At 73.2% G+C, this 23,698-nt stretch carries 25 protein-coding genes; 8 read left to right on the top strand and 17 right to left on the bottom strand.

From position 1 onward, the window contains the following. Positions 1-16: 16 nt before the first annotated feature. Both PP1_RS22885 and PP1_RS22880 read right to left on the bottom strand, forming a co-directional pair. Complete coding sequence (locus PP1_RS22885) at positions 17-805, bottom strand: enoyl-CoA hydratase/isomerase family protein (RefSeq protein WP_010242085.1); 789 nt, start codon at positions 803-805, stop codon at positions 17-19. Between the two features lie 57 nt (positions 806-862). Next, entirely contained in the window at positions 863-1,567 is a 705-nt protein-coding gene (locus PP1_RS22880; protein WP_010242087.1) for a nitroreductase family protein, read from the bottom strand. 71 nt (positions 1,568-1,638) lie between these two features. On the opposite strand from PP1_RS22880, the gene PP1_RS22875 reads away from it, so the two are divergent. The 5 genes from PP1_RS22875 (at position 1,639) to PP1_RS22855 (ending at position 7,273) form a co-directional block, all read left to right on the top strand. Next, positions 1,639-2,388: an SDR family NAD(P)-dependent oxidoreductase gene (locus PP1_RS22875; RefSeq protein WP_010242089.1), complete on the top strand. Its 750-nt coding sequence runs from the start codon at positions 1,639-1,641 to the stop codon at positions 2,386-2,388. Positions 2,389-2,411: 23 nt separating this feature from the next. Continuing rightward, positions 2,412-3,461 carry an alcohol dehydrogenase catalytic domain-containing protein gene (locus PP1_RS22870; protein WP_010242091.1) on the top strand — a complete coding sequence of 350 codons (1,050 nt, stop codon included), beginning with the start codon at positions 2,412-2,414 and terminating at the stop codon, positions 3,459-3,461. A gap of 90 nt (positions 3,462-3,551) precedes the next feature. Next, positions 3,552-4,874 carry an MFS transporter gene (locus PP1_RS22865; RefSeq protein ID WP_050802558.1) on the top strand — a complete coding sequence of 441 codons (1,323 nt, stop codon included), beginning with the start codon at positions 3,552-3,554 and terminating at the stop codon, positions 4,872-4,874. Then, positions 4,871-5,623: an SDR family NAD(P)-dependent oxidoreductase gene (locus PP1_RS22860; protein ID WP_075314641.1), complete on the top strand. Its 753-nt coding sequence runs from the start codon at positions 4,871-4,873 to the stop codon at positions 5,621-5,623. Before PP1_RS22865 ends, PP1_RS22860 begins: the two co-directional genes overlap by 4 nt. A gap of 48 nt (positions 5,624-5,671) precedes the next feature. Then, positions 5,672-7,273, top strand: a complete 1,602-nt coding sequence (locus tag PP1_RS22855) for a peptide chain release factor 3 (protein WP_010242554.1) — start codon at positions 5,672-5,674, stop codon at positions 7,271-7,273. A gap of 24 nt (positions 7,274-7,297) precedes the next feature. Here PP1_RS22855 and PP1_RS22850 read toward each other — a convergent pair whose 3' ends face one another. From PP1_RS22850 to PP1_RS22840, 3 genes are all read right to left on the bottom strand, one after another. Then, positions 7,298-7,693 carry a VOC family protein gene (locus PP1_RS22850; RefSeq protein ID WP_010242552.1) on the bottom strand — a complete coding sequence of 132 codons (396 nt, stop codon included), beginning with the start codon at positions 7,691-7,693 and terminating at the stop codon, positions 7,298-7,300. A gap of 87 nt (positions 7,694-7,780) precedes the next feature. After that, positions 7,781-8,470, bottom strand: a complete 690-nt coding sequence (locus tag PP1_RS22845) for an SDR family oxidoreductase (protein ID WP_010242550.1) — start codon at positions 8,468-8,470, stop codon at positions 7,781-7,783. Positions 8,471-8,551: 81 nt separating this feature from the next. Beyond that, complete coding sequence (locus PP1_RS22840; RefSeq protein WP_010242548.1) at positions 8,552-9,019, bottom strand: SDR family oxidoreductase; 468 nt, start codon at positions 9,017-9,019, stop codon at positions 8,552-8,554. On the opposite strand from PP1_RS22840, the gene PP1_RS22835 reads away from it, so the two are divergent. Continuing rightward, the gene (locus tag PP1_RS22835) at positions 9,010-9,135 is read left to right on the top strand and encodes a hypothetical protein (RefSeq protein WP_010242547.1); all 126 of its coding nucleotides are present in this window, start codon (positions 9,010-9,012) and stop codon (positions 9,133-9,135) included. The two genes, PP1_RS22840 and PP1_RS22835, sit on opposite strands and share 10 nt — an antisense overlap. 167 nt (positions 9,136-9,302) lie before the next feature. Here the strand turns inward: PP1_RS22835 and PP1_RS22830 are convergent, their stop codons facing one another. Then, complete coding sequence (locus PP1_RS22830; RefSeq protein WP_139323947.1) at positions 9,303-9,707, bottom strand: hypothetical protein; 405 nt, start codon at positions 9,705-9,707, stop codon at positions 9,303-9,305. 155 nt (positions 9,708-9,862) lie between these two features. Here PP1_RS22830 and PP1_RS22825 point away from each other — a divergent pair, with 155 nt between their 5' ends. Continuing rightward, on the top strand, positions 9,863-10,642 hold the full coding sequence (locus tag PP1_RS22825) for an isocitrate lyase/PEP mutase family protein (RefSeq protein WP_010242545.1): 780 nt from the start codon (positions 9,863-9,865) through the stop codon (positions 10,640-10,642). A 69-nt stretch (positions 10,643-10,711) separates the two neighbouring features. Here PP1_RS22825 and PP1_RS22820 read toward each other — a convergent pair whose 3' ends face one another. The 6 genes from PP1_RS22820 to PP1_RS22795 are packed head-to-tail and all read right to left on the bottom strand — an operon-like array spanning position 10,712 to position 17,702. Next, positions 10,712-12,115: a GMC family oxidoreductase gene (locus PP1_RS22820; RefSeq protein WP_010242544.1), complete on the bottom strand. Its 1,404-nt coding sequence runs from the start codon at positions 12,113-12,115 to the stop codon at positions 10,712-10,714. Next, positions 12,112-12,363 carry an FAD-dependent oxidoreductase gene (locus tag PP1_RS22815; protein WP_010242543.1) on the bottom strand — a complete coding sequence of 84 codons (252 nt, stop codon included), beginning with the start codon at positions 12,361-12,363 and terminating at the stop codon, positions 12,112-12,114. The genes PP1_RS22820 and PP1_RS22815 overlap by 4 nt, the downstream gene beginning before the upstream one ends. 10 nt (positions 12,364-12,373) lie before the next feature. After that, on the bottom strand, positions 12,374-13,015 hold the full coding sequence (locus tag PP1_RS22810; RefSeq protein WP_010242542.1) for a gluconate 2-dehydrogenase subunit 3 family protein: 642 nt from the start codon (positions 13,013-13,015) through the stop codon (positions 12,374-12,376). A 28-nt stretch (positions 13,016-13,043) separates the two neighbouring features. Further along, entirely contained in the window at positions 13,044-14,564 is a 1,521-nt protein-coding gene (locus PP1_RS22805; RefSeq protein WP_010242541.1) for an aldehyde dehydrogenase family protein, read from the bottom strand. Between the two features lie 40 nt (positions 14,565-14,604). Beyond that, positions 14,605-15,993, bottom strand: a complete 1,389-nt coding sequence (locus PP1_RS22800) for a phenylacetate--CoA ligase family protein (protein ID WP_139323948.1) — start codon at positions 15,991-15,993, stop codon at positions 14,605-14,607. Further along, the gene (locus tag PP1_RS22795; protein WP_010242539.1) at positions 15,993-17,702 is read right to left on the bottom strand and encodes a thiamine pyrophosphate-binding protein; all 1,710 of its coding nucleotides are present in this window, start codon (positions 17,700-17,702) and stop codon (positions 15,993-15,995) included. Before PP1_RS22795 ends, PP1_RS22800 begins: the two co-directional genes overlap by 1 nt. A gap of 164 nt (positions 17,703-17,866) precedes the next feature. On the opposite strand from PP1_RS22795, the gene PP1_RS22790 reads away from it, so the two are divergent. Next, on the top strand, positions 17,867-18,562 hold the full coding sequence (locus PP1_RS22790; protein WP_010242538.1) for a GntR family transcriptional regulator: 696 nt from the start codon (positions 17,867-17,869) through the stop codon (positions 18,560-18,562). Between the two features lie 186 nt (positions 18,563-18,748). Here PP1_RS22790 and PP1_RS22785 read toward each other — a convergent pair whose 3' ends face one another. From PP1_RS22785 to PP1_RS22765, 5 genes are all read right to left on the bottom strand, one after another. Then, entirely contained in the window at positions 18,749-19,930 is a 1,182-nt protein-coding gene (locus PP1_RS22785) for a methionine synthase (RefSeq protein WP_010242537.1), read from the bottom strand. 391 nt (positions 19,931-20,321) lie between these two features. Then, positions 20,322-20,777, bottom strand: coding sequence for a nitroreductase/quinone reductase family protein (locus tag PP1_RS22780; RefSeq protein ID WP_010242536.1), 456 nt, complete (start codon positions 20,775-20,777; stop codon positions 20,322-20,324). Between the two features lie 39 nt (positions 20,778-20,816). After that, positions 20,817-21,281, bottom strand: coding sequence for a nitroreductase/quinone reductase family protein (locus PP1_RS22775; RefSeq protein ID WP_010242535.1), 465 nt, complete (start codon positions 21,279-21,281; stop codon positions 20,817-20,819). Between the two features lie 64 nt (positions 21,282-21,345). Then, positions 21,346-22,446 carry a tRNA 2-thiouridine(34) synthase MnmA gene (mnmA, locus tag PP1_RS22770; protein WP_010242534.1) on the bottom strand — a complete coding sequence of 367 codons (1,101 nt, stop codon included), beginning with the start codon at positions 22,444-22,446 and terminating at the stop codon, positions 21,346-21,348. Between the two features lie 4 nt (positions 22,447-22,450). Further along, positions 22,451-23,656 (bottom strand): cysteine desulfurase family protein, encoded by a 1,206-nt coding sequence (locus PP1_RS22765; protein ID WP_010242533.1) that lies wholly within the window; start codon positions 23,654-23,656, stop codon positions 22,451-22,453. Between the last annotated feature and the right edge of the window lie 42 nt (positions 23,657-23,698).

The following is a 23,698-nucleotide window of genomic DNA, read 5'->3' as shown; positions in this document are numbered from 1 at the left end:
GCGACGACGAGCAGGGTCAGCGCCCGGTCCACTTCGGGTCGCGCTTCTCCAGGAACGCGGCGACCCCCTCGGCGGCGTCGTCCGAGTTCAGGGTCACGCCGACGGCGAGGTGCTCCATGACCATCAGGGACGCGATGTCCGCGTCGAGGCCGCGGTCGACGGCCATCTTCGTCAGCTTCATCTGGAACGGGCTCTTGTCGGTGAGGTGGCTGATGAACTCCTCGACCGTCGCGTCGAGCGTCTCCGCCGGCGCACTCGCGTTGACCAGGTCGTACTCGTCGGCCTCCTTGCCGTTCAGCAGCTTGCCCGTGAGCATCAGCTCCTTGGTCTTGCGGATGCCGAGCATCCGCGGGAGCCGGTAGATCGGGCCGGCGCCGCCGAAGAGCGCGCGGCGGATGTGGAAGTCCCCGATCAGGGCGGACTCGTCGGCGATCGCGAAGTCGCACGAGATCATGACCTCGAACCCACCGGCCGTCACGTAGCCCTCGAGCACCGCGACCGACGGCTTGCTCATGGAGTAGAGCCGGTCGCACACCTTCGCGGACACCACCGCGACGTCCATCGCGGTGCTCGTCCCGATGAAGTCCGACTGCAGGCTGTCGAGGTCGAACCCGGAGGAGAAGGTGTTCCCCCGGCCCCGCACGACCACGACGCGCAGCTCCGGGTCGGCCTCGACCTCGGTGATGATCTCGTCGAGCCGGTGGAGCATCGCCACGGTGATGCAGTTGCGCTTGTGGGGCCGGTTGAGCCAGATCCGGGCGACGTGACCGTCACGCTCGAACTGGATGTCGTCCTCGACTGCCATGCGGTCCTCCAAGTTGAACTGAATTCACCTCAATATGATGGGGCCGGGGTCCCGCTGTCAAGACACTCCGGAGCGACCGACCAGACCGTCCACCGGCGGGGCAGCCGGGAGCGTGTCGTCCCAGCGGTCCCAGTGCGTCACGTCGTCGACCCCGGGGCGTCCGGCGCGACGGAAGTCCTGCCCGCGCGTGTAGGCCAGCGGAGTCAGGCACACCTGCTGGACCCGCTCGAAGGGGATGCCGAGCACGTCGGCCACGGCCTGCTCCCGGGCGAGGTGCATGGTCGTCCAGCAGGTGCCGAGCCCCCGCCCGCGCGCGGCCAGCATGAAGCTCCAGACCGCGGGCAGCGCACCACCGAGCATCGAGGCGCTCGCGAACGACGAGGCGCCGTCGAGCCGGACCCCGTCGAGGCAGGCGATCACGATCGTGCCGACCTCGTGCAGTGCCTGCTCGAGCGCGTCGGCCGACCGGCTGGTGCGCTCCTGGCTCCGCGCCTCGTCCGGGTCCGTGCGCTCCACCCGGCCGATGTAGCCGGCCGAGTCCCGGTAGCTCCCGTGGTAGATCTCGGAGTAGATCGACGCCACGGCCGCCCGCCGCTCCGGATCGCGCACCACGACGAACCGGGTGCGCGCGACGTTCGATCCGGCCGGAGCCTGGAGGGCCAGGTCGATGCACTCCCGGACGAGCCGGGCCGGCACCTCCCGGCCGGGATCGAGCCTCCTGCGTACCGCCCGGGTCGTGGACAGCGCCTCGTCGAGTTCCATAAACTTGAACCAATATCAGTTCAGGATCGCTGTCAAGCGAGCCGGACCCCGGTCGACCAACGGAGGCAGGAATGTCGGAGCGGTTCGTGGAGCGGACGGTGCTCGTCACCGGTGCGACCGGCGGGCTCGGCTCCGCGATCGCGGAGCGGCTCGTCGCCGAGGGCGCCTCGGTCGCGCTCACCGACGTCGACGGGGAGGCGTGCACCCGGCTGGCGGACGACCTCGGCGGAGACGCGCTCGCACTCGCGCTCGACGTCACCGACGAGAACGGCTGGCGCGCGGCGGTCGATGCGGTGGAGAGCCGGTGGGGCGGACTGGACGTCCTGGTCAACAACGCCGGGATCGGCAGCACGGGGACCGTGGAGGACGAGTCGCGGGAGCGCTGGGACGACGTCGTCGCGGTCGACCAGCTCGGCACCTGGCTCGGCATGAGACAGGCCGGTCCGCTGATCGAACGCAGCGGCGGCGGGGCGATCGTGAACATCGCGTCGATCCTCGGCGCGACCGGCGGACTCGCGAACAGCTTCTCCTACGCCGCAGCCAAGGGGGCGGTGCGGTCGATGACGCTCAACGCCGCCCTGCACTGGGCCACCCGGGGTGTCCGGGTGAACGCCGTCGTCCCCGCCTTCATCGGCACCCAGCAGCTCGTCGAGCGTTTCGGCGGCACCGAACGGCACGCGGCGATGCTCGCGAACACCCCGATGGGCAGGCTCGGCCGGCCGGCCGAGGTCGCCGCCGCCGTCGCCTTCCTGGCCTGTGACGACTCCGGCTACACGACCGGGTCCGAGGTCTTCGTCGACGGCGGCTGGTCCGCCCGCTGATCATGACGTCGAGGAGCGGGACCATGCGCGCCGTCCGCCGGATCGCAACGGGACGGGTCGAGACCGTCGGGATCGAGGTCCCCGAGCCGGGACCGGGCCAGGTCCGCCTGGAGGTGCTGGCGGCGGGCGTCTGCCACTCGGACCTGCACGTGGTCGACACCGCGGTCGGCGACCGGTGGCCCGGCGCGTTCACGCTCGGCCACGAGGTCTGCGGGCGCGTGGCCGATACCGGCCCGGGGGTCGACCCGGACACGGTGGGCGACCAGGTCGTCGTCTACGCGCCGTACGGGTGCGGGTCGTGTGCCCGCTGCCTGCACGGACGGGCGAACTACTGCGACCACCGGAGCACCCTGCCCGCGGCGGGGATCGGACTCGGCGTCGACGGCGGCATGGCCGACGCCCTGGTCGTGGACGCCTGGCGGCTCGTCCCCGCCCCCGGCCTCGACCCGCGCGTCGCCGCCACCCTCACCGACGCCGGCCTGACGTCCTTCCACGCCGTCGCCGGCAGTCTCGACCGGCTCGACGCGCACGACGCGGTGGCCGTCGTGATCGGCGTCGGGGGGCTCGGGCACCTCGCGATCGGCCTCCTGCGGCAGCTCACCCCGGCCCGGGTGGTCGGCGTCGACAGCCGGGCGGCGGCCGTCGGGCTCGCCCGGGAGTGCGGAGCCGCGCTCGCGACGACACCGGACTCCGCGCTGCAGGCCGTCCGGGACCTCTCGGGCGGGCGCGGCGCCGACGTCGTGCTCGACTGCGTCGGCAGCCAGGGGACCGAGGAGCTGGCCGCATCGCTGCTCCGCCCCGCCGCCGATCTCGTCGTCGTGGGCAGCGGGGGCGGTGCGCTCGCCGTGACGAAGCCGGGCCCCCTGCCGGCGGGCGCGCGGGTGCAGTTGCCGTTCTGGGGCACGCTCCCCGAGCTGGCCGACGTCGTCGGTCTCGCGGCCGGCGGACGGCTGACGACCCGCGTGACGGAGTACGGCCTCGACCAGGCCGGCCACGTCCTCGACGAGCTCCGGCACGGGCGGGTCACCGGCCGCGCGGTGCTCGTGCCCGGGAAGGACGCCCCGACCTCTTGAACTGACCTCAGTTCATCTCTAGATTGACCCTGCCCGCACCCGGCGAGGACGCCGGTGCGGAACCGCCCGTCCGAGCGCGAAGGAGCGCCGATGTCGACGCAGTCATCGGAAGACGCCGTCCGGGTCGGCCGCCGGGCCAGCACGGCCGCGGCGGTGGGAACCGCGATCGAGTACTACGACTTCGCCGTCTACGGCTACCTCGCCGTCGTCCTGGCGCCGCTGTTCTTCCCGAGCCAGGAAGGCCTGATCGGGATCCTCGGCACGCTCGCCGTCGTCGCCAGCGGCTTCCTCGCCCGGCCGCTCGGTGGGCTGTTCTTCGGGCGGCTCGGGGATCGCCGGGGCCGCCGGGCCGTGCTCATGGCCACCGTCACCGTCATGGGCGTCGCGACCGTCCTGACCGGCCTGCTCCCGACCTACGCCACCATCGGCGTCCTCGCCCCGATCCTGCTCACGGTGCTGCGCATCGTGCAGGGCTTCTCCGCGGGCGGCGAGATCGGCGGGGCCGCGTCGCTCTCCACCGAGTCCGCGCCCTCCCGCCGCCGCGGGCTGTTCGGGTCCGCGACCTCCATCGGCATCTCCGTGGGACTCGCCGGGGCCGCGGGCACCGTCGGCGCGCTGACCAGCCTGCTCTCACCCGACCAGATGTCGAGCTGGGGCTGGCGGGTGCCGTTCCTGATCGCCGGCCCGCTCCTCGTCGGTGCCCTCCTGTACCGCATGCGCGTCGAGGACTCCCCGATGTTCCAGCAGATGGTCGAGCAGGCAGAACCACCCAAGGCGCCGGTGTCCGAAGTGCTGCGGGAGCACAAGGCCGCCACCCTCCGGGTGGTCGGCATCGCCTACGCGACGATGACGACCGGGGGCCTCGCCTCGGTCTACCTGCTCGTCCACCTCTCGGCCGTGCTCGGCTACCCGTTGTCCGGCTCGCTCTGGCTGATCGTGCTGATCGTCCTGATGCCGCTCGGCCTGATCCCCTGGTCGGGCGCCCTCAGCGACCGCTTCGGCAGACGGCGCGTGCTCGCGGCGGGGCTCGTCGGCTTCCTGGTCCTGGGCGTGCCCTGCTTCTGGGTCATGCAGCAGGGTTCGTTGCTGCTCGCGATCGTCGCGGCGCTCGTCCTGAACATCCCGTTCGGGATCCAGCAGGGTGTGGTCTACACCCAGTACTCGGAGCTCTTCCCGACGCGCGTCCGCTACACCGGCGTCTCCCTCGGCTTCAACATCGGCGGGGTGATCGGCTCCGGAGCGGTCTCGGTCGTCGCGACGTCTCTGGTGGCGGCCACCGGGAACACGCTGGCGCCCGCCGCGTACCTCGTCCTGGCCGCGGTCGTCGGGCTGCTCGTCGTGGCGACCATGCGGGAGACGTCGACGACGGACCTGGGCCCCGCGCGCCGGCAGCGGATCGGGCAGGACGCATGAGCGCCCCGGCCGCCCGCAGGGTCGTGGTCACCGGCGCGGGCAGCGGCATCGGCCGGGCCACCGCCCTGCGGCTCGCGGCCGCCGGCGCGTCCGTGGCCGTGCTCGACGTCGGCGGGCACGCGGAGACCGCGGCCGCCTGCGAGGGCACTGCGGTGCCGTTGACCTGCGACGTCTCCGATCCCGGCGCCGTCTCGGCCGCCTTCGCCTCGGCCGCGGGGTCACTCGGCGGCCTCGACGCGGTCGTCACCTGTGCGGGCGTCACCGACGGGACGCCCACCGAGGAGATGACCGCCGCGACCTGGCAGCGGCTGCTGGCGGTCAACCTGACGGGGACGTTCCTCTGCCTGCAGGCGGCCCTCCCGCACCTGCTGGTGGGTGGTGGCGCCGCCGTCACGGTCGGCTCCGTCGGATCGCTCGTCGCGGCCGGGCGCTCCGCCGCCTACGACGCGTCCAAGGCGGGCGTCGCCGCCCTCACCCGCGGCATCGCCGTCGAGTACGCCGATCGCGGGATCCGCGCCAGCTGCGTCTGCCCGGGGCTGGTCGCCACGAACCTCGCGGCCAACAGCGCCGCCCGCGCCCACCTGTCCCCGGACGTCCGCACCGGTATCGCCGGCCGGGTCGCCACGCCGATGCCCCGCGCCGCCGCGCCCGACGAGATCGCCGCCGTGATCGCGTTCCTCCTGTCGTCCGGGGCCTCGTTCATGACCGGCGCCGTGGTGCCGGTCGACGGCGGGTACACGGCGGTCTGACCCGCCGCCGGGCGAGGTCGCGCGCGGGCGGACACCTAGGATGGAACGGTGACCGACCCGCAGGACGCCCATGTCATCGGCGAGACCGCGCGCCGGCGCACCTTCGCCGTCATCTCCCACCCCGACGCCGGCAAGTCCACCCTCACCGAGGCCCTCGCCCTGCACGCCGAGGTCATCGACTCGGCGGGCGCGGTGCACGGCAAGTCCGGCCGCAAGGGCGTGACGTCGGACTGGATGGAGATGGAGCGGGCCCGCGGCATCTCGGTGTCGTCGGCGGTGCTGCAGTTCGCCTACCGCGACTGCGTGATCAACCTGCTCGACACCCCCGGCCACGGCGACTTCTCCGAGGACACCTACCGGGTGCTCGCCGCCGTCGACGCCGCGGTGATGCTGCTCGACGCGGCCAAGGGCCTCGAACCGCAGACCCTCAAGCTGTTCGACGTCTGCCGGTCCCGCGGCGTCCCGATCGTCACCTTCGTCAACAAGTGGGACCGGCCCGGCCGGGAGGCCCTGGAACTGCTCGACGAGGTCGAGCAGACCATCGGACTGCGCCCGATGCCGCTGACCTGGCCGCTCGGGATCGCGGGCCAGTTCAAGGGGCTGATCGAGCGCGACACGGGCGCCTACACGGCCTTCACCCGTGCGGCCGGCGGGGCGACCAAGGCGACCGCGACGGCCGTCGACACGGACACGATCGCCGCGCAGGAGCCGGAGTACTGGCAGGCCGCGCAGGACGAGCTGGGGCTGCTCGACGAGATCGGCGCGACCTGGGACGAGAAGGACTTCCTCTCCGGGGCGGCGACGCCGGTGCTGTTCGGGTCGGCACTGTCGAACATCGGGGTGGCCCGGCTGCTCGACTCGCTCGTCGATCTCGCGCCGGCACCGGCGGCCCGGCCGGACGTCGACGGCGAGGACCGGCCGCTGAGCGCCCCGACCTCCGGGCTGGTGTTCAAGGTGCAGGCCGGGATGGACAAGGCGCACCGGGACCGGATGGCGTTCCTGCGGATCTGCTCGGGCCGGTTCGAGCGCGGCATGGTGCTCACCCACGCGACGACCGGCAAGCCGTTCGCCACCAAGTACGCGCAGTCGGTGTTCGGTTCCGAGCGCAGGACGGTCGAGGAGGCGTTCCCGGGTGACATCGTCGGCCTGGTCAACGCGACCGCGCTGCGCCCCGGCGACACGCTCTACGCGTCCGGGCCGGTGGAGTTCCCGTCGATCCCCGCGTTCGCGCCGGAGCACTTCGCGGTGATCCGTGCCAAGGACGCCGGCAAGTACAAGCAGTTCCGCAGGGGCATCGAGCAGCTCGGCAACGAGGCCGTCATCCAGATCCTGCGCTCGGACCTGCGCGGCGACCAGGCGCCGGTGCTCGCGGCGGTCGGGCCGCTGCAGTTCGACGTCGTCACCGGCCGGCTGGAGACCGAGTTCAACGCGCCGGTGCTGCTGGACCGGCTGCCGTACCAGATCGCGCGGCTCACCGAGCAGGCCGCGGTCGACGCGCTGTCGTCGCAGTCCGAGTGCGAGGTGCTGCGCCGCGACTCCGACGGCGAGTACCTGGCACTGTTCAGCAACAAGTGGCGGATGGACATCATCCAGAGGAAGTTCCCGGACCTGCGGTTCGAGGCGATGCCGGCGGGATCGTCGATCTCCTGAGCCGGTCCCGCCGGCACCCTCCCCTCACGCCGCGAGGACGAAGAACTCCAGCGCGTTGCCGTCCGGGTCCTTGAACGACAGCGCCAGCCCGTAGTCCGCCTCGGTGATCCCGTCGTGGGCGATGCCGACGGCGTCGAGGTGGTCGCACCACCGCTGAAGCTCGGACCGGTCGCCGACGCCGAAGCCGACGTGGTCCATCCCCGGACGGGACGGCGAGAACGAGTCGCCGCCGTCGACGTCGTCGTGCCGGGTCAGGCCGAGCAGCTGCCCGGACGGCAGCGCGAACACCCGCCGGTGGAACGGCCCGTCGGACAGCGTCATGGCCGGCTCGGCGCCGATCAGCTTCACGTACCACGGCTCGCTGACCTGCAGGTCGGTCACCGACAGGGCGAGATGGTGGATGGCGGGGAACTCGGGCACGGCGGCCTCCCGGGTCGGTCGTATGTCGGGTCGTGCATGCTCCGGGTGCCCGAACCCGGGACAGATCAATCGTGCACGACCGGACGGTCAGCCCGCGGCGTCGGCCGGGTCGCCGAACCGGACGTCGAGCGGCCAGTCCCCGTTCCCGGGCAGCGCCGCGAGCCGCGCGTACTCCGCGGCGATGTCGTCCGGGTCGTAGGCGGTCCCGTGGGCCACCGGGCCGCAGACAGTGACCGTCGCGGTGCGCACGTCGTCCTCGGCGAACTGCCGGTCCAGGAGCTCGGCGAGCGCGCGCAGCCCGGCCTTGCCCAGCGACAGCGACGCGAGCTGCGGCAGCGGTTCCGGCATCCCCGAGGTGAGCAGGTAGCGGCCCCGGCCGGCCGCCGCCATCCGCGGGAGCAGGGCGGCCGCCGCGGTGACCGCGCCCCCGACGTTCACCGCGAACGTGTCCCGCAGGGTCACGGCGTCGAGGGTGGTCACGTCGTCGGCGCGGAGCACACCCGCGTTGTGGACGAGCACCTCGGGCACGCCGAGCCGGTCCACGAGCAGGTCCAGCCCCTCCCGCAGGCCCTGCTCGTCCGCGACGTCGGCGGTCGTCGTCGCGGTGGCGCCGGGCAGCTGCTCGGCCAGCACCTCCACACCGGACCGGGACCGCGCGAGCAGGCCGACGTCGTAGCCGCCCTCGGCGAAACGGTGGGCGACGGACCGGCCGATGCCGGGCCCGGCGCCGATGACGAACATCGAGGCCATCAGCGCGCCCGCTCCGGCGCCGTCCACGCCGTCCGGGGGCCGGGGCGGAGCCGGGACCGACCGTCGCCGTGGTTCGGGATCAGTTGCACACGACCGGGTACCCGGTGATCAGGTCGCCCATCCCCCGGAGACCGGGACGATCTGCCCGGCGAGGAAGTCGCTCGCCCCGGACGCCAGGGCCAGCGCGAGCTCGGCCGCCTTCCGGCCCTCCCCGAGCCGGCCGGCCGGGATCTGCGCCTCGAACGAGCCGCGCACCTCGTCGTCGGCCAGCATCTCGTCGGTGTAGTACATGTTGTTCCGGATGTGCGCCGGGCCCAGGCCGTTGACCTGCACGTTGTACGGCGCCGCCTCGGCCCCCGCCACCTGCAGGAACGCGTTCTGGGCACCGCGGGCCGCAGAGTAGACCGCGAGCCCCGGGATCGCGCGTACCGGGGTCGCGCTCGTCGCGCCGACGATCTTGCCGTAGCGGCGTTCGATCATCGCGGGCAGCGCCGCACGGACCACCCGCAGCAGCGGCCAGACGAGCTCGTCGAGGTAGTCCCTGGAACTCCTCGTCGGCGAACCCGGTGACGTCACCGATCATGCTCGTCACCGGCATCCGCCGGTGCGGCCCGGCGAAGTTCGCGACGAGCACGTCGATCTCGCCGGCGGCCGCGACGACCTGCGCCGCGACGTCCGGCCCGGTCGTGTAGTCGGTGGTGTCGGCGACGACGTCCGCGCCCTCCGCACGGAACAGCTCGACCACCGGCGGGCCGATGTAGCGGTCGGCGTGCGTGACGAGCACGCGCGTGCCCTCCAGACGTCCGGTCATGATCGGATCGTCCCGTTCCGGGCGCGGCGCCGCACCCGGAGGACGTCGTCAGGGGGCGTGGCAGGTCGGGGGCGCGCAGGCAGGGGTGCCCCCCATGTACTGGGCGACGACCGGGACCGGCCCGGTGAGCGTCGTGATCACGAAGGCGGCCAGCCAGATCAGCCCGCCGGCGAGCCCGGCGACCGAGACGCCCGCAGCGGAGATCGCGGCGCGGTTCGCCCGCGCACTCCCGCGGGTCGCGCCGATCGTGCCGAGGACGAGCCCGGCGAGCGTCAGGACGACACCGGCCGAGACCAGCGCCAGCCCGGCGACGGTGAGCGGGGCGACGATCGAGTACGCCACGGCGATCGCGACGAAGACGGCGCCGAGGACCCCGAGCACGAGCGCGGACACCCCGAGACCGCCGCTCGGTGTGGCGGACGGTCGTGGGGCGGAGGGGCGGTCGTGCGGCATCGGCACAGGATCGGGCCCCCACCCCGTCCACCGCTGGCCGCGACCGCGGAGATCCACAGTTCTGGGTACGCCCCGGCGCGGGTGAACCGATCCACCGTCCCGAGGGGAGTGCCCGATCGCGGGCGCCCGCCGGTCCCCGGGCCTACGGTGGCGACATGACCTCCACCGCCGAGAAGGCGTCCAGGCTGCAGGAGCTGCACGCCGCACCGGAGCTGCTGCTCGTCGTCAACGTGTGGGACGCGATCACCGCCAGGGTCGTCGCGGACACCCCCGGGACGACCGCGCTCGCGACCGCCAGCCACGGCATCGCCGCGGCGCACGGCTACGAGGACGGCGAGAACATCCCCCGTGACGAGATGATCGCCGCCGTCGGGCTGATCGCGAGGACCGCCGGTGACCTGCCGGTGACTGCGGACCTGGAAGCCGGATACGGCGACCCGGGTGGCACGGTGGCCAGGGCGATCGACGTCGGCATCGTCGGCTGCAACCTCGAGGACCAGGTCAAGCCGCTCGCGGAGTCGGTGAAGGCCGTCGAGGCGGTCGTCGCCGCGGCCGAGAAGGCGGGCGTGGACTTCGTGCTGAACGCGCGCACCGACGCGTTCCTGAAGGCAGGCGACAAGGACCCGGAGGCCGTGCTGGCCGACGCGATCGAGCGCGGGAGGGCCTACCTCGACGCGGGCGCGTCGAACTTCTTCGTGCCCGGCAAGCTCGACGAGACCCAGGTCGGACGCCTGGTCGAGGCCCTCGGCGAGCGCAGGGTCAACCTGATCGGCATCCCCGGCTCGATCCCGCTGAAGACCGCGCAGGAGCTCGGCGTGGCGCGCGTGTCCTACGGGCCGTGGAGCCAGAACGTCGCGCTCACGGCACTGGCGAAGCTCGCCGAGGACGTCTACGACGGCGGCGGCCTCCCCACGGACACCCGCAAGCTGAACTGAGGCGCTCCGCGCTCGTGAGTGGTTGTCGTGGCTCTGGCCACGAAAAGCACTCACGAGCGGCGAAGCCGCCTACATTGTCGGCGCGTCGGCGTTCGAGGGCGTCACCTTCTGCGCCACGATCGCGTCGAAGTTGCGCTTGATGTACTCGCCGGAGCGCTGGGACAGCGCGCCGATCGTGCTCGTCGGGTTGACGGCGGCGCCGGTGGTGAGCGTGCTGCCGTCGACGACGAACAGGTTCGGCACGTCCCAGGTCTGGCACCACTTGTTGAGCACCGAGTCGCCCGGGTCGTTGCCCATCCGGCAGGTCCCCATCAGGTGCCAGCCCGGCGGCGGGTAGAGCACCCCGGTGTCGTTGGTCTCGACCGCACCGACCGCCCGGGTGGCCTCGAAGATCTTCTCGATGCCGTACTGCGCGAGCGCGACATCGTTCGGGTGCAGGTCGTAGTCGACGTGCGCCGCGGGAAGCCCGGACGAGTCCTTCACGTCCGGGTCGAGAGTGACCCGGTTGCTCTCCACCGGCAGGTCCTCACCGAACATGAAGACCATCAGGTGGTTCGCGAAGTGGGAGTCGAAGAACTCGCGGTGCGTCGCACCCCACGGTGCGGTGTAGCCGGTGTGCGTGCCCATCGCGGCGTAGGCCGGTCCGAAGCTGCGTGCCACCTGCATGCCGAAACCGTTGACGAATCCGCGGCTCATGTCCGTGTGGTAGAACTCGTGCGAGTACAGCGGGGCGCCGAAGCTGCCCTTGAAGCCCTCGATGGGCTCGTCGAACCACGAATCGCAGAACGCGAAGACGTGGTGCATCAGGTACTTGCCGACGATCCCGTTCGAGTTGGCCAGCCCGTCCGGATGTCCCTTCTGGGCGCTCTGCAGCAGCAGCCGGGGCGACCCGATCCCGTTCGCCGCCAGCACGACGATCTTCGCCCGGATCTCGTGCCGCTGACCGGTGTTCCGGTCGAGGTAGGTCGCGCCGGTCGCGCGGCCGCCGGAGGCGTTGATCGTCTCGACGCGGGCCATGGTGCGCAGGTCCGCCCCGTGCCGGATGGCGTAGGGCCAGTGCGCGTTGGCCGGTGTGGACAGCGAGCCGGTCGGGCTGCCGGACAGCTCGTTGCCCATGGCCGCGTCCGCCTCGCGGTTCTCCCGCGGCCTGGTGATGATCGCGTTGTCCGACGGCCACCAGTGCCAGCCGAGGTCGCGCGAGGCCTTGGCGTACTTCAGCCCGAGCTTGCCGGGCAGCACGCTCGGGTCACGGACGGCGTTCTTCCGGTCCGGGTAGGACGGGTCGCCGATCAGGCCGGAGATGCCGTAGATCTCGTCGTTCTCGTCGTAGAACGGGGCGAGGTCCTCGTAGCTGATCGGCCAGTCGATGGTGCCCTCGAGGCCGTGCTCGGTGCCCTTGCGGAAGTCGACCGGCTTGTACCGGGGCCAGTGCCCGGCGTAGTGCACGGTCGAGCCGCCGACGTTGTTCATCATGTACGGCGTCGTGGTCCCGGTGACCGGGAGTCCTCGGGCAGCTGGCGCACGTTGGGGTCGTAGGCCCATCCGCGCTGCTTCTCCAGCTCCCACTCGTCGTGGTAGTGGGGGTGCTCGCCGGGCTTGACCCACGGGCCCTGCTCCAGGCAGACCACCTTCATGCCCGCCTTGGCGAGCTTCAGCGCGATCCCGGCGCCGCCGGGGCCCGCGCCGATGACCAGGACGTCGGTCTCCTCGTATCCGGTCATGGTCGTCTCCTCACTTCGTCCAGGTGAGCTGGGACAGGTCGACGCGGGTGACCTGCTCGGTCTCCAGGTACTCGCCGTGCTCGCTGGCCTGGGCGAGGGTCTCGGAGTCCCAGGGCTCGGTCGTGGCGAGATAGCCGTAGGGCAGCGGCGGGCCGTGGTAGTCGCGGCCGGCGGGCAGGTTGCGCCGGATCGCCAGCGTCACGACGGGCCGGGAGTAGTAGCCGTAGTAGACGAGCGCCCGCAGCTGCTCGAACAGCGGGTCCTCCGCCTCCTCCAGCGCCGCGACGGCCGCGGTGCGGGCGGCCGCGTCACCGTCCACGAAGGACTGTCCGAGCCGGTCCAGACCCGCCTTGAAGTCGTCCTCCTCGGCGAACGGGAAGTGCTTGTTCCGGTAGCCGGTCGGCGTCACGTAGCGGCCGACGAAGGCCACGAGACCGACCTCGCTCGCCGTCGGCCAGGCCGGGTCCGGCGGGATGACGGTGTCGGCCGCCGCGTCGATCACCGCGGCCTGCAGGTCGCTGAACGCGATCGGCTGCTCCAGGCCACCGAGGCGCGGGCGGCCCGACTCGAAGTAGCCGCCGCCCTCGCCGGGTTCGAGGGTCGTCCCGGGGGCCCCGAACGGGGCGGGCTTCTCGCCCAGTGCGTCGTTCACGATGTCCTCCTCATCGTCGGGAAGCACGTCACAGGGGCGCGCCGGCCCAGTCGGTGCCCGCGCGCAGCGAGTCGTCGAGATTGATGCTCACGTGCTTGACCTGGGTGTAGCCGTGGACGGCCTCCAGGCCCTCCTCGCGGCCGGTGCCGGACTGCTTGTGCCCGCCGTGCGGGGTCATCGGCAGCTCCCCGAACCAGTCGTTGACCATCACTCCGCCGACCTGCAGCCGCCGCGCCGTGGACAGCAGCCGCTTCACGTCCGAGCCGAGCAGCACCGCGAACAGGCCGTAGATGCTGTCGTTGGCGGCCTCGACCAGCTCGTCCTCGGTCGTCCAGGTGTGCACCGACGCGACCGGGCCGAAGATCTCCTCCCGGGCGATCCGGGCGTCGTGGGCGACGTCGACGAACACCGTCGGCTCGACGAAGTAGCCGCCGTCGCCGACGCCGTCGGGGCGCCCGCCGCCGTAGTGCAGCGTCGCCTCGGACTTGCCGATCTCGATGTAGGAGCGGACCCGGTCGTACTGCTTCTGCGAGACCAGCGGGCCCATCTGGGTGCCGTCGGCGAACCCGTCGCCGACCTGCGTCTGGTCGAGGCGCGCGGTGAGCCGGGTGAGGAACTCGTCGCGGACGTCGGCGTGCACGAACAGCCGGGTACCGGCGACGCAGACCTGCCCGGTGTGCGAGCAGAACCCCTGCACCGCGGCCTCGACGGCGTCGTCGAGGTCGGCGTCCGGGAACACGACCGTCGGGCTCTTCCCGCCGAGCTCCAGGTTCACCTGCGCGACGTGGTCGGCGGCCAGCTTCGCGACCGTCTTCCCGGTCTCGGTGGAGCCGGTGAAGGTGATGCCCGCGACGTCCGGGTGCGCGGCCAGCGAGGCCCCGGCCTCGGTGCCGTAGCCGGTGACGACGTTGAACACGCCGTCCGGGAAGCCCGCCTCCTTGACCAGCTCGGCGAACTTGAGCGCGGACAGCGACGTGTCCTCGGCGGGCTTCACCACGCAGGTGTTGCCCAGGGCCAGTGCTGGGGCGCAGGACCGCACCATGATCAGCAGCGGGTAGTTCCACGGCACGATGTGCGCGGTCACGCCGAGCGGCTCGAGGATCGTGAAGGACAGCTTGTTGCCCGGTACCTCGATGGTCCGGCCGCCGACCTTGTCGGCCAGGCTCGCCCAGTAGTCGAGCCAGAGCGGGATCGCGCCCATCAGCTCCTGGGCCTTGGCCAGGTAGTGCCCGGAGTCGAGCGCCTCCAGGCGGGCGAGCTCGTCGGCGTGCTCGGTGACCAGCGCGGCCAGGTTGCGCAGCAGCGCGGCGCGGGCGATCGCGTCGGTGAACTGCCACTCGACGGCGACCCGCTTGGCCGCGGCGACCGCCCGGTCGACGTCCGTTCCGTCGGCCCGCGGTACCTCCGCGATGGTGCGGCCGGTGTTGGGGTCGACGGTCGGGAACGTGGCCCCGGCGGCCGCCGGGACGAACTCGCCGTCGACGAACATCGCGGCCCGGTCGGCGGTGCGGGCGTCGGCGTCGAGGGTGAGGGTGTGCGGGGTGGACATACGACCTCCTTGTCGGTGTGCTCGGTATTGCCGGCGGTGCTCAGCGCTTCGTGTGGGCGCGCTCGTCGATGACCCGGCGGGCCTTGTGCTCGCTGCGTTCGAAGGTGTCGGGGGCGACCACCTCGACGCCGACCCGCAGGCCGACGACGCGCTGTAGCCCGTCGGAGGCCACGCGGACGAACTCGTCCGCCCCGGACCCGCACTCCGCGCGGACGACGATCTCGTCCATCGACCCGGTGCGGGTGACGAGCACCCGGTGCTCGCCCGCGTAGCCGCTGACCCCGCGGAGGACGTTGTCGATCTCGGTCGGGTACACGTTCTCGCCGCGGATGTGGATCATGTCGTCGATCCGGCCGTAGACGCCTGCGGGGAGCCGCGGGTAGGTGCGCCCGCAGCCGTTGGTGCCCATCTCCCAGCGGGTCAGGTCGTTCGACGCGAGCCGGATCATCGGCTGCGAGGTGCGCTCCAGGTGGGTGTAGACCGGGGTGCCCTCGCCGCCGTAGGGGACGGTGCGGAAGCTCGCCGGGTCGCAGACCTCGTGCCACACGATGTCCTGCCAGAGCAGCATCCCCTCCGGGGAGCCCTCGGTGGCCGACGCCGACATGAACGGCGTCATCTCCGCCATCGTCCCGCAGTCGACGACCCGGGTGCCGAACGCGGACCCGATCGCGTCGCGCACCGCGGGGACCGACGCGCCGGGCTCGCCGGAGAAGAACATGACCTCGATGCCGAACTCGCGCGGGTCGACCTTCTCCTGCTGGGCGACCTCGGCGAGGCGCAGCGCGTACGACGGCGTCGAGTAGAACGCCTTCGGACGCGTCCTGGCCAGCCACTGCACCGCCCGCGCGGTCATCCCCGACGCACCGGCCCCGTAGGGGAAGACCTTGCAGCGCAGGCGTTCCGCACCGGACATCGCACCCCAGGAACCGAGGTAGAGCGAGAACAGCGCGGAGACGAAGACGGTGTCGCCCGGCCGCACCCCCATCCCCCAGAGGATCCGGGCGTGGTTGTCGGCGATGACCTCCCAGTCGCGGCGGCCCATCGCGAACGCGGTCGGCGTCCCGGTCGTGCCGGACGTGCCGTGGATGTGGTGCAGCTCGGAGTCGTCGACGCAGACGTAGTCGCCGAAGGGCGGCGCGTTCTCCTGCGAGGCGCGCAGCTCCTGCTTGGTGACGACGGGGACCTGCTCGAACGCCTCCCAGGTCGTCACGTCGCGGACGTCGAGGCCGGCGGCGTCGTACTTGCGCCGGTAGAAGGGCGAGGTGTCGTAGGCGTAGCGCAGGACCTCCTGCAGCCGGACGAGGACGGCGGCGTCGCGCTCGGCCGGGTCCATCGTCTCGCGGTGCGGGAACCAGTAGGGGCTGTCCCGGTCCGGCAGGTACGACTGGTCGTAGCCGGCCGGGAAGTGCCACTCCTCCATCTGTCCCATCAGGACTCCCTCCGCTTCACCTCGGCGTCGTTCCAGGGGGTGAGGGCCTGGTAGTCGGGGACCCAGCCCAGGCCCTTGCCCGCGTCCGGGGACGGGGCGTCGCGGCTGGTCACGACGTCGATCACGGCCGGTGCGTTCGCCAGCGCACGTTCCAGCGCGCCAGCCATCTCCCCGGGCTCGGTGACCCGCTCCCCGTGCGCACCCAGCGCGCGGCCGAGCGCGGCGTAGTCGTTGCCGTCGAGCTCGGTGCCGACGACGAGGCCGTAGTTCTCGGCCTGGTCGTAGCGCTCGATGTTCCAGGCGGCGTTGTTGGAGACGATCACGACGATCGGCACGCCGTGCCGGACCGCGGTGTTGACCTCCATCGCGTTGATCCCGAACGCCCCGTCACCGGTGACGGCGATCGCCGGCCGGTCGGGGTTCGCCAGTGCCGCGGCGATCGCGAACGGGACGCCGACGCCCAGGCAGCCGAACGCGCCGGCGTCGAGGTAGCGGGCGACGGACGGGACGCCGAGCCGCGCGAAGCTGAGCAGGTCGCCCCCGTCGGCGACGACGGTCGCGCCGTCGAGGTCGAGGTCGTTCAGCGCGGCGAAGATGTGGTTCGGGTGCATCCGGCCGTCGCCGCCGGGCGGGGTGGCGGCGAGCGCGTCGCGGTAGCCGTCGAACCGTTCGAGGTGTGCCTTGCGCAGGCCGTCCCGCCAGGTGGTGTCCGGATCCGGTGCGGCCGCCGTGGCGAGCGCGTCGAGGGTGCTCCCGACGTCGGCGAGGATCTCGACCTCGCCGCGCCGGTTGTCGTGCAGCTCCCCCGCCGAGTCGGAGACACGGACCCACCGCGCGTCCGGGAACGCGGCCGGGGACCCGAACCCGAGCTGGTAGTCGAGCTGGCGCCCGACGGTGACGACCAGGTCGGCCTCCCGCATCACCCGGCTCCGCAACGCCCCGACGACGGCCGGGTGACCGGGCGGGACCAACCCGCGTCCTTCCTGGGTGTCGAGGTAGGCGGCGCCGGTGGCGTCGAGGAACCGGACGAGCTCCTCGGGCGCCGTGCGCGCCCCGCGGCCGGTGATGACGGCGGGCTTCTCGGCGCCGCGCAGCAGCTCGGCGACAGCGGCGACGTCGTCGGGGTGCGGCAGCGAGCGGCGGCGCCGGGGTGCGCGCAGGTGCTCGTCGAGCACGACGGCGGGCGGCACCGTCTCCCGCAGCACGTCGGTCGGGATCTCCAGGTAGACCGGCCCCGGCTCGGCGGCGTCGCCGGTCGCACGGGACCAGCCCTCGTCGAGCTCGCGGAGCACCTCGTCGCCGACCCGCAGGGTGCGGCTCTGCCGGGTGACGGGCCGCAGGATCTCGGTGTGCGGAATGTCCTGCAGCGGGTGCTTGTTGGCCTGCGGCCGCGGCGGGCAGCCGCCGAGCAGCAGGAGCGGGATCCGCGAGACGGACGCGTTGGCGACCGCGGTGACGGTGTTCGTGACACCGGGCCCCGCCGTCGCCAGCGCGATGCCCATCTCGCCGGTGAGCTCGGAGTGGGCGTGTGCCATGTGGACGGCGGCGGCCTCGTCGCGGACGTCGACGATGGCGACCCCGAGCCGGGCGAGCCGGTCCCAGATCGGCTGGATGTGCCCGCCCTGCAGTCCGAAGACGCGGCGCACCCCGCGGTCGTACAGGAACCGGGCCACCAGTGCAGCGACGGTGGACGGATCTTCCTCGGTCATCGATCAGCCTCCTCGGGCGGCATCGACCGGGTGACGTACGACACGCACTATGCGCATACTGAATTCAGAAGTCAACCGGAAGCGGATCATGAACGCCCACCCGGTAATCTGAAGTGGTTGCCCACCAGGGGAAACCGGACGACGCGGAAGGAGGCCGGCCCGCCGTGACGGCCCTGCCCGCCCCACCCTCACGCGTCCAGCAGGTCTACGACGCGATCGTCGACGACATCTGCACCGGGCGGCTCACACCGGGCACCCCGCTACGGCAGGAGCACCTCGCCGAGCGCTTCTCGGTGTCCCGCCAGCCGGTCCAGCAGGCACTGCTGCTGCTGCGCAACCAGGGCATGCTGCGCGACTTCGGCCGTCGCGGTCTCGAGGTCGCGCCGGTCGACGCCGACTTCGTCCGCCACCTCTACGGACTGCGCGCCGTGCTGGACGGCTACGCCGCCCGCAGCGCCTCCGGACACCTGTCCGCGGAGGAGGCGTCGCGCGGGTTCGCCCTGGTCGCAGAGGGTCAGGCGGCGGACCGCGAGAAGAACTACGCGCGGATGGTGGCCGCCGACATCGACTTCCACCGGTTCGTCACCGAGCACTCGGGCAATCCCCTGCTCGTCGAGAGCGCCGGCGTGATCTGGCGGAACGTCCAGCGGGTGATGGGCGAGCTGCTGTTCCGCGGGAGCGCGCCGAAGTGGGTCTGGGAAGACCACGCCGCGATCTTCTCCGCGGTCGTCGCGGGCGACGGCGACCGGGCCGAGCGGCTCGCCCGCGAACACGCCGAGCACGGCGAGACGCTGATCCTCGACGCGCTCGGCGAGTCCGGCGACGCCGGCTCCGGCCGGGCCGCGGGCACCGCCTCCTGACGATCGTCCACGCGGAGCCGTCGTCGCCCTTCGCGTGACTAGTGAATTCAGAATGCCCGATGGCGCTCGCTGTCGTTACTCTCTCGGTGCCGAGGAGCCGGCCATGCCAGCACGGCCCGACCCCACCCGAGCATCGTCCGGGACCGACCGCGCCCCCCGACGGCGTCGCCGACCTTGCGCGGCGCTTCAGCTCCCGGCGCCGAACCCGGCGGGGGGCACCTCGTCCGGGTCGGCGAAGGCCCGGCCCAGCTCGCGGGACAGGGCGAGGGCGCGGCGGGCCCACTCCGGCGTCGCACCGGCCAGGCCGCAGGCCGGGGTCGGGACGGCCAGGCGCGCGAGGCGCGGCCGGTCGAACCCAAGCCGGTCCGCAAGGTCGTACCCGGTACGGGCGAGATCGCCGATCGACGGCTCGCGCGCCGGTGCGGTGCCGGGCAGCAGACCGAGCAGCAGCGGGGTCCCCTCGTCCCAGGTCTCGCCGATCGCGTCGAGCGCGCGGGGTTCCGCGGTGGACCCGGCGAACGCGGGCCGGGTCGCGTCGATCCCGACGGCGGCGACCCCGGCGCCCGCCAGCAACCGGATCGGCGGACGGTCCGCGCAGCAGTGCACGACGACCGGGGCGTCGATGCCGGTGACGAGCTCGCGCAGGAGGTCCTGGGCGTCCGGCGCGGGCACCGAGCCCACGGTGCCGTAGCCCGACGCGGTCGGCAGCGACCCGGCGAGCACCGCGGGCAGCCCGGGCTCGTCCAGCTGGACGACGACGGACGCCCCGGTCCGCGCCGCGACCTCCGCGACGTGCGCGCGGAGCCCCTCGCCCAGGCTCGCCGCGAACTCGCGCACCGCACCGCGGTCGGTGAGGACCCGGTGCCCGGACGCCAGCTCGACCGCGGCCGCGAGCGTCCACGGCCCGGTGGCGGAGACCTTCACCCATGCGGGACGGCTGCGGTCGCAGGCGTCGCCGAACGCGTCGAGATCGCCCGCCATCAGGTCCCGGGCCCGCCGGAGGTCGCGGCCCTGCCGAGCGGTGACCCGCCAGCCGGTCGGGACGACCTCGACGGCCAGGTCCACGAGCAGCCCGGCGGTCCGTCCGACCATGTCCGCCCCGACCCCGCGGGCCGGCAGCTCGGGCAGCGCGGGGAGGTCCGGGGTCTCGCCGGTGACCAGCGCGGACGCCTCCCGCGGGTCGGTCCCCGGCAGCGACCCGACACCGGTCCCGATCCCCTCGGGCCACAGCTCCCGCGGGGCGTCGGGCTCCTCGGGTTCGTCGCTCACGACCTCGATGCGGGGTTCGGGCGGCCGGGTCTCACCGGGTCGCACGTCGCCCAGCCCGGCGGCGGCGAGCGCGGCGGCCAGCGGGTCGTCGGTACTCACGGATCCAGTCTCCCCCGCGGCAGCGACGAGGAACCCGTGGGGTGGCGTGGCGCGCGGGTTCGCGTGACACCCCGCACCGTCGCCCACCACCGGCACCTTCTGTGGATTCGCTTCCTCGGGCAGCGATCTGCCGGAGGAGGCACCGGGTGCCCATCGACGGAATCGCTGCCCGAGGAAGCGAATTCACGAGGGGTACACCCCGGGCTGGTCGCTGGTCGCGAATCGGTCGGAGGGGCAGCGCGGGCCCGCCGAGCCCGGCACTGACAGGTCCCTTTCCACGAGATCGCTGCCCGAGGCAGCGATTCCACGGAGGGTGTACCCCGGACCTCGCCGGGCAGCTGTGCCACCGCCGGCCGGCGGCGCCCAGGCTGCAGCGCTCAGCCTGCGGCGCTCAGCCTGCGGCGGTCAGCTCGAACACCGGGTGGCGGGGCGCCGCGGCGGCGACCTCGGCCTCGGTGGAGCCGGCGGTGATGTCGTCGAACAGGAGCCCTGCGCCGCGACCTAGGCCGCGCACGTACGCCTGCAGGACCGGGACGGCCGCCTCCACGCCCTGCTCGACGGCCCGGACCCGTTCGGGCTCGCCACCGGTGCGCAGTGCACCGATCCCACCGGCGGCGCGCAGGTTCCGCACCCAGTCGGTCTCCCCGCGCGGGGAGATCAGGTAGCGGCGGCCGTCGATCGTCACCGGGGTGAGCGGGACCGTGCGGACCCGGCCGGTCACCCGGCCCGGGACCGCGAGCACGACCGCTCCGCCGACCGGGGCGCCGCGCTCGGCCAGCGCCGCGACCACCGGGTTGAGCAGGCGCCGGGACAGGAGACCGGGTGCGCGGTAGTGGTGATCGCCCATGGCCGCAGCGTCCCACCGATCCGCGACGGGCGCGCGGTCTCAGGGGCCGGCGAGCACGAAGACCGGGTGCCGGTGCGCCGCGGCGGCGAGCTCCTCGTCGGAGGAGTCCGCTCCGACACCGTCGAAGAACGCGCCGACCTCCCACGCCCAGCGGCGCAGGTACTCGCGGAGCACCGGGACGACAGCGGCCGGGTCGGTCAGCTCGGTCGCGGTGACACGCTCGGACCGGCGCCCGACGGTCAGCTCCGCCTCCCCCGCGACGCGGAGGTTCCGCACCCACTGCGTCTCACCGCGGGCCGCGACGAGGTAGCGGGCGCCGTCGAGGCGCATCGGGTTGACCGGGACCGTCCGGACCTCGCCCGAACGACGCCCGCGGACACCGAGCACCGCCGAGCCGGCGAGCGGGATCCCGAGCCGGGTGAGGCCCGCGACCAGCGGGTTCATCACGTAGCGGGTGAACCGCCCGGGTGCGAGGTAGCGACCGTGAGAGCGCTGATTCGTCATGAGAGCAGTGTTCTCTCATCGGCACACAAAAACAAGAGCAGTGCTCTCGTCGAGAGGAGGGGACTCAGGAGGTGGCGGTGATCGTCGCGCTGCCCAGGACGACATCGCCGTCGTCGTCAGGGCGGTAGAACGCGACGGCCTGGCCCGGCGCGACCCCGCGCAGCGGCTCGGCCAGGGCGATCTCGACACCGTCCACGCCGTCGTCGCCACGACCGGACGGCGTCACCTCGGCGGGAGCGATCCCGCCGTGCGCGCGGACCTGGACGACACAGCCGAACGGCCCGTCCGGAGCGCCACCGGAGGTCCAGACCGGACTGCGGGCGGTGATGCCGGAGACGTCCAGCGCGGACTCGGGCCCGACCCGGACGGTGCCGCTGACCGGCTCGATCCCGAGCACGTAGCGGGGACGGCCGTCGGCGGCGGGACGGTCGATGCCGAGCCCCTTGCGCTGCCCGACCGTGAAGCCGTGCACACCATCGTGACTGCCGAGGACGTCGCCGGTGCCGGCGTCGACCAGCTCGCCCGGCTGCGACCCGAGCCGCTCGCGCAGGAAGCCCTGGGTGTCGCCGGTCGGGATGAAGCAGATGTCGTGGCTGTCCGGCTTGCCGGCGACCCGCAGCCCGAGCCGCTCGGCCTCGGCCCGGATCTCCGGCTTGGGGGTGTCCCCCACCGGGAACATCGCGTGCCGCAGCTGGTCCGCGCGCAGCACCGCGAGGACGTAGGACTGGTCCTTGTCCGCGTCGGCCGAGCGCCGCAGCGACGGCACCGCCGGGTCGAGCCGGGCGTAGTGACCGGTGCAGACGGCGTCGAACCCGAGCGCGAGCGCCTTGTCGAGCACGGCCGCGAACTTGATCTTCTCGTTGCAGCGCAGGCACGGGTTCGGCGTCTCGCCCGCGGCGTACGCGGCGACGAAGTCGTCGACCACGTCCCGGGCGAACTCCTCGGACAGGTCCCACACGTAGTACGGGATGCCGAGCACGTCGGCGGCGCGCGCGGCGTCCGCCGAGTCCTCCTTGGAGCAGCATCCGCGGGAACCGGACCGCATCGCGTCGCGGGTGCGGGACAGCGCCAGGTGCACCCCGACGACGTCGTGCCCGGCGGCGACCGCACGCGCGGCGGCGACCGCGGAGTCGACACCGCCACTCATCGCAGCGAGGACCCGCATCGGATCAGCCCGTGACCGCGGCGGGGGCGCGTCCGGCCTTCCGCGCCCGCTCGACGACCGAGCCGATCGCCTCGGTCAGGGCGGCGACGTCGGCGCGGGTGCTGGTGTGCCCGAGGGAGAACCGCAGCGACCCGCGTGCGGTGTGCTCGTCGGCACCCATCGCGATCAGCACGTGGCTGGGCTGCGCGACGCCCGCCGTGCAGGCGGACCCGGTGGAGCAGTCGATCCCGTGCGCGTCGAGCAGCATCAGGAGGCTGTCGCCCTCGCAGCCGGGGAACGCGAGGTGCGCGTTGCCCGGGAGCCGGCCGGGGCCGCCGTCGACCCGGGAGTCGAGTGCGTCGCCGCTCAGGACGGCCTCCGGCACCGCCGCGCGGACCGCGTCGACCAGCTCGTCGCGCAGCGCGGCCAGCTCGGTGCGACGGCGCGGGGCCGACGCGACCGACTCGGTGACCGCGGTGGCCAGCCCGACCAGCGACGGGACGTCGAGGGTCCCGGACCGCACGTCGCGCTCCTGGCCGCCGCCGTGCAGCAGCGGGGTGCAGTCGACCTCGCGGCCGAGCAGCAGCGCCCCGGCCCCGTACGGCCCGCCGAGCTTGTGCCCGGTGAGGGTGAGCGCGTCGACGCCCGACGCGCCGAAGTCGACGTCGAGGATCCCGACGGCCTGGACGGCGTCGGTGTGGAACGGCACGCCGAACTCGTGCGCCACCGCGGCGAGCTCGCGCACCGGGTTGACCGTGCCGACCTCGTTGTTCGCCCACATCACCGAGACCAGGGCGGTGCCCTCCGGGTCCTCGGCGAGCGCGGCGCGCAGCGTCTCCGGGCGGACCCGGCCCGCGGGGTCGACCTCGAGCAGCCGGAGCCTGGCGCCCTCGTGCGCGGCGAGCCATTCGGCGGCGTCGATCACGGCGTGGTGCTCGACCGACGAGACGAGCACGCGGGTGCGGCGCGGGTCCTCCGCGCGGCGGGCCCAGTACAACCCCTTGACCGCGAGGTTGTCGCTCTCGGTACCGCCGGTGGTGAACACGACCTCGGACGGGCGCGCCCCGACCGCCGCGGCGATCCGCTCGCGCCCCTCCTCGACCTCGCGCCGGGCCCGCCGGCCCGACGAGTGCAGCGACGACGCGTTGCCGGTGCGGCCGAGCGCGTCGCTCATGGCGGCAACGGCAGCGGGCAGCATCGGTGTGGTCGCCGCGTGGTCCAGGTACGTCATCGGACTCCAGGGTAATCCCGTGGTGTACGACCGTGTCGCTCG

The sequence above is a fragment of the Pseudonocardia sp. P1 genome, from assembly GCF_000178675.2.
Classification (GTDB): domain Bacteria; phylum Actinomycetota; class Actinomycetes; order Mycobacteriales; family Pseudonocardiaceae; genus Pseudonocardia.
This window is presented reverse-complemented; position numbering and strand designations above follow the sequence as displayed.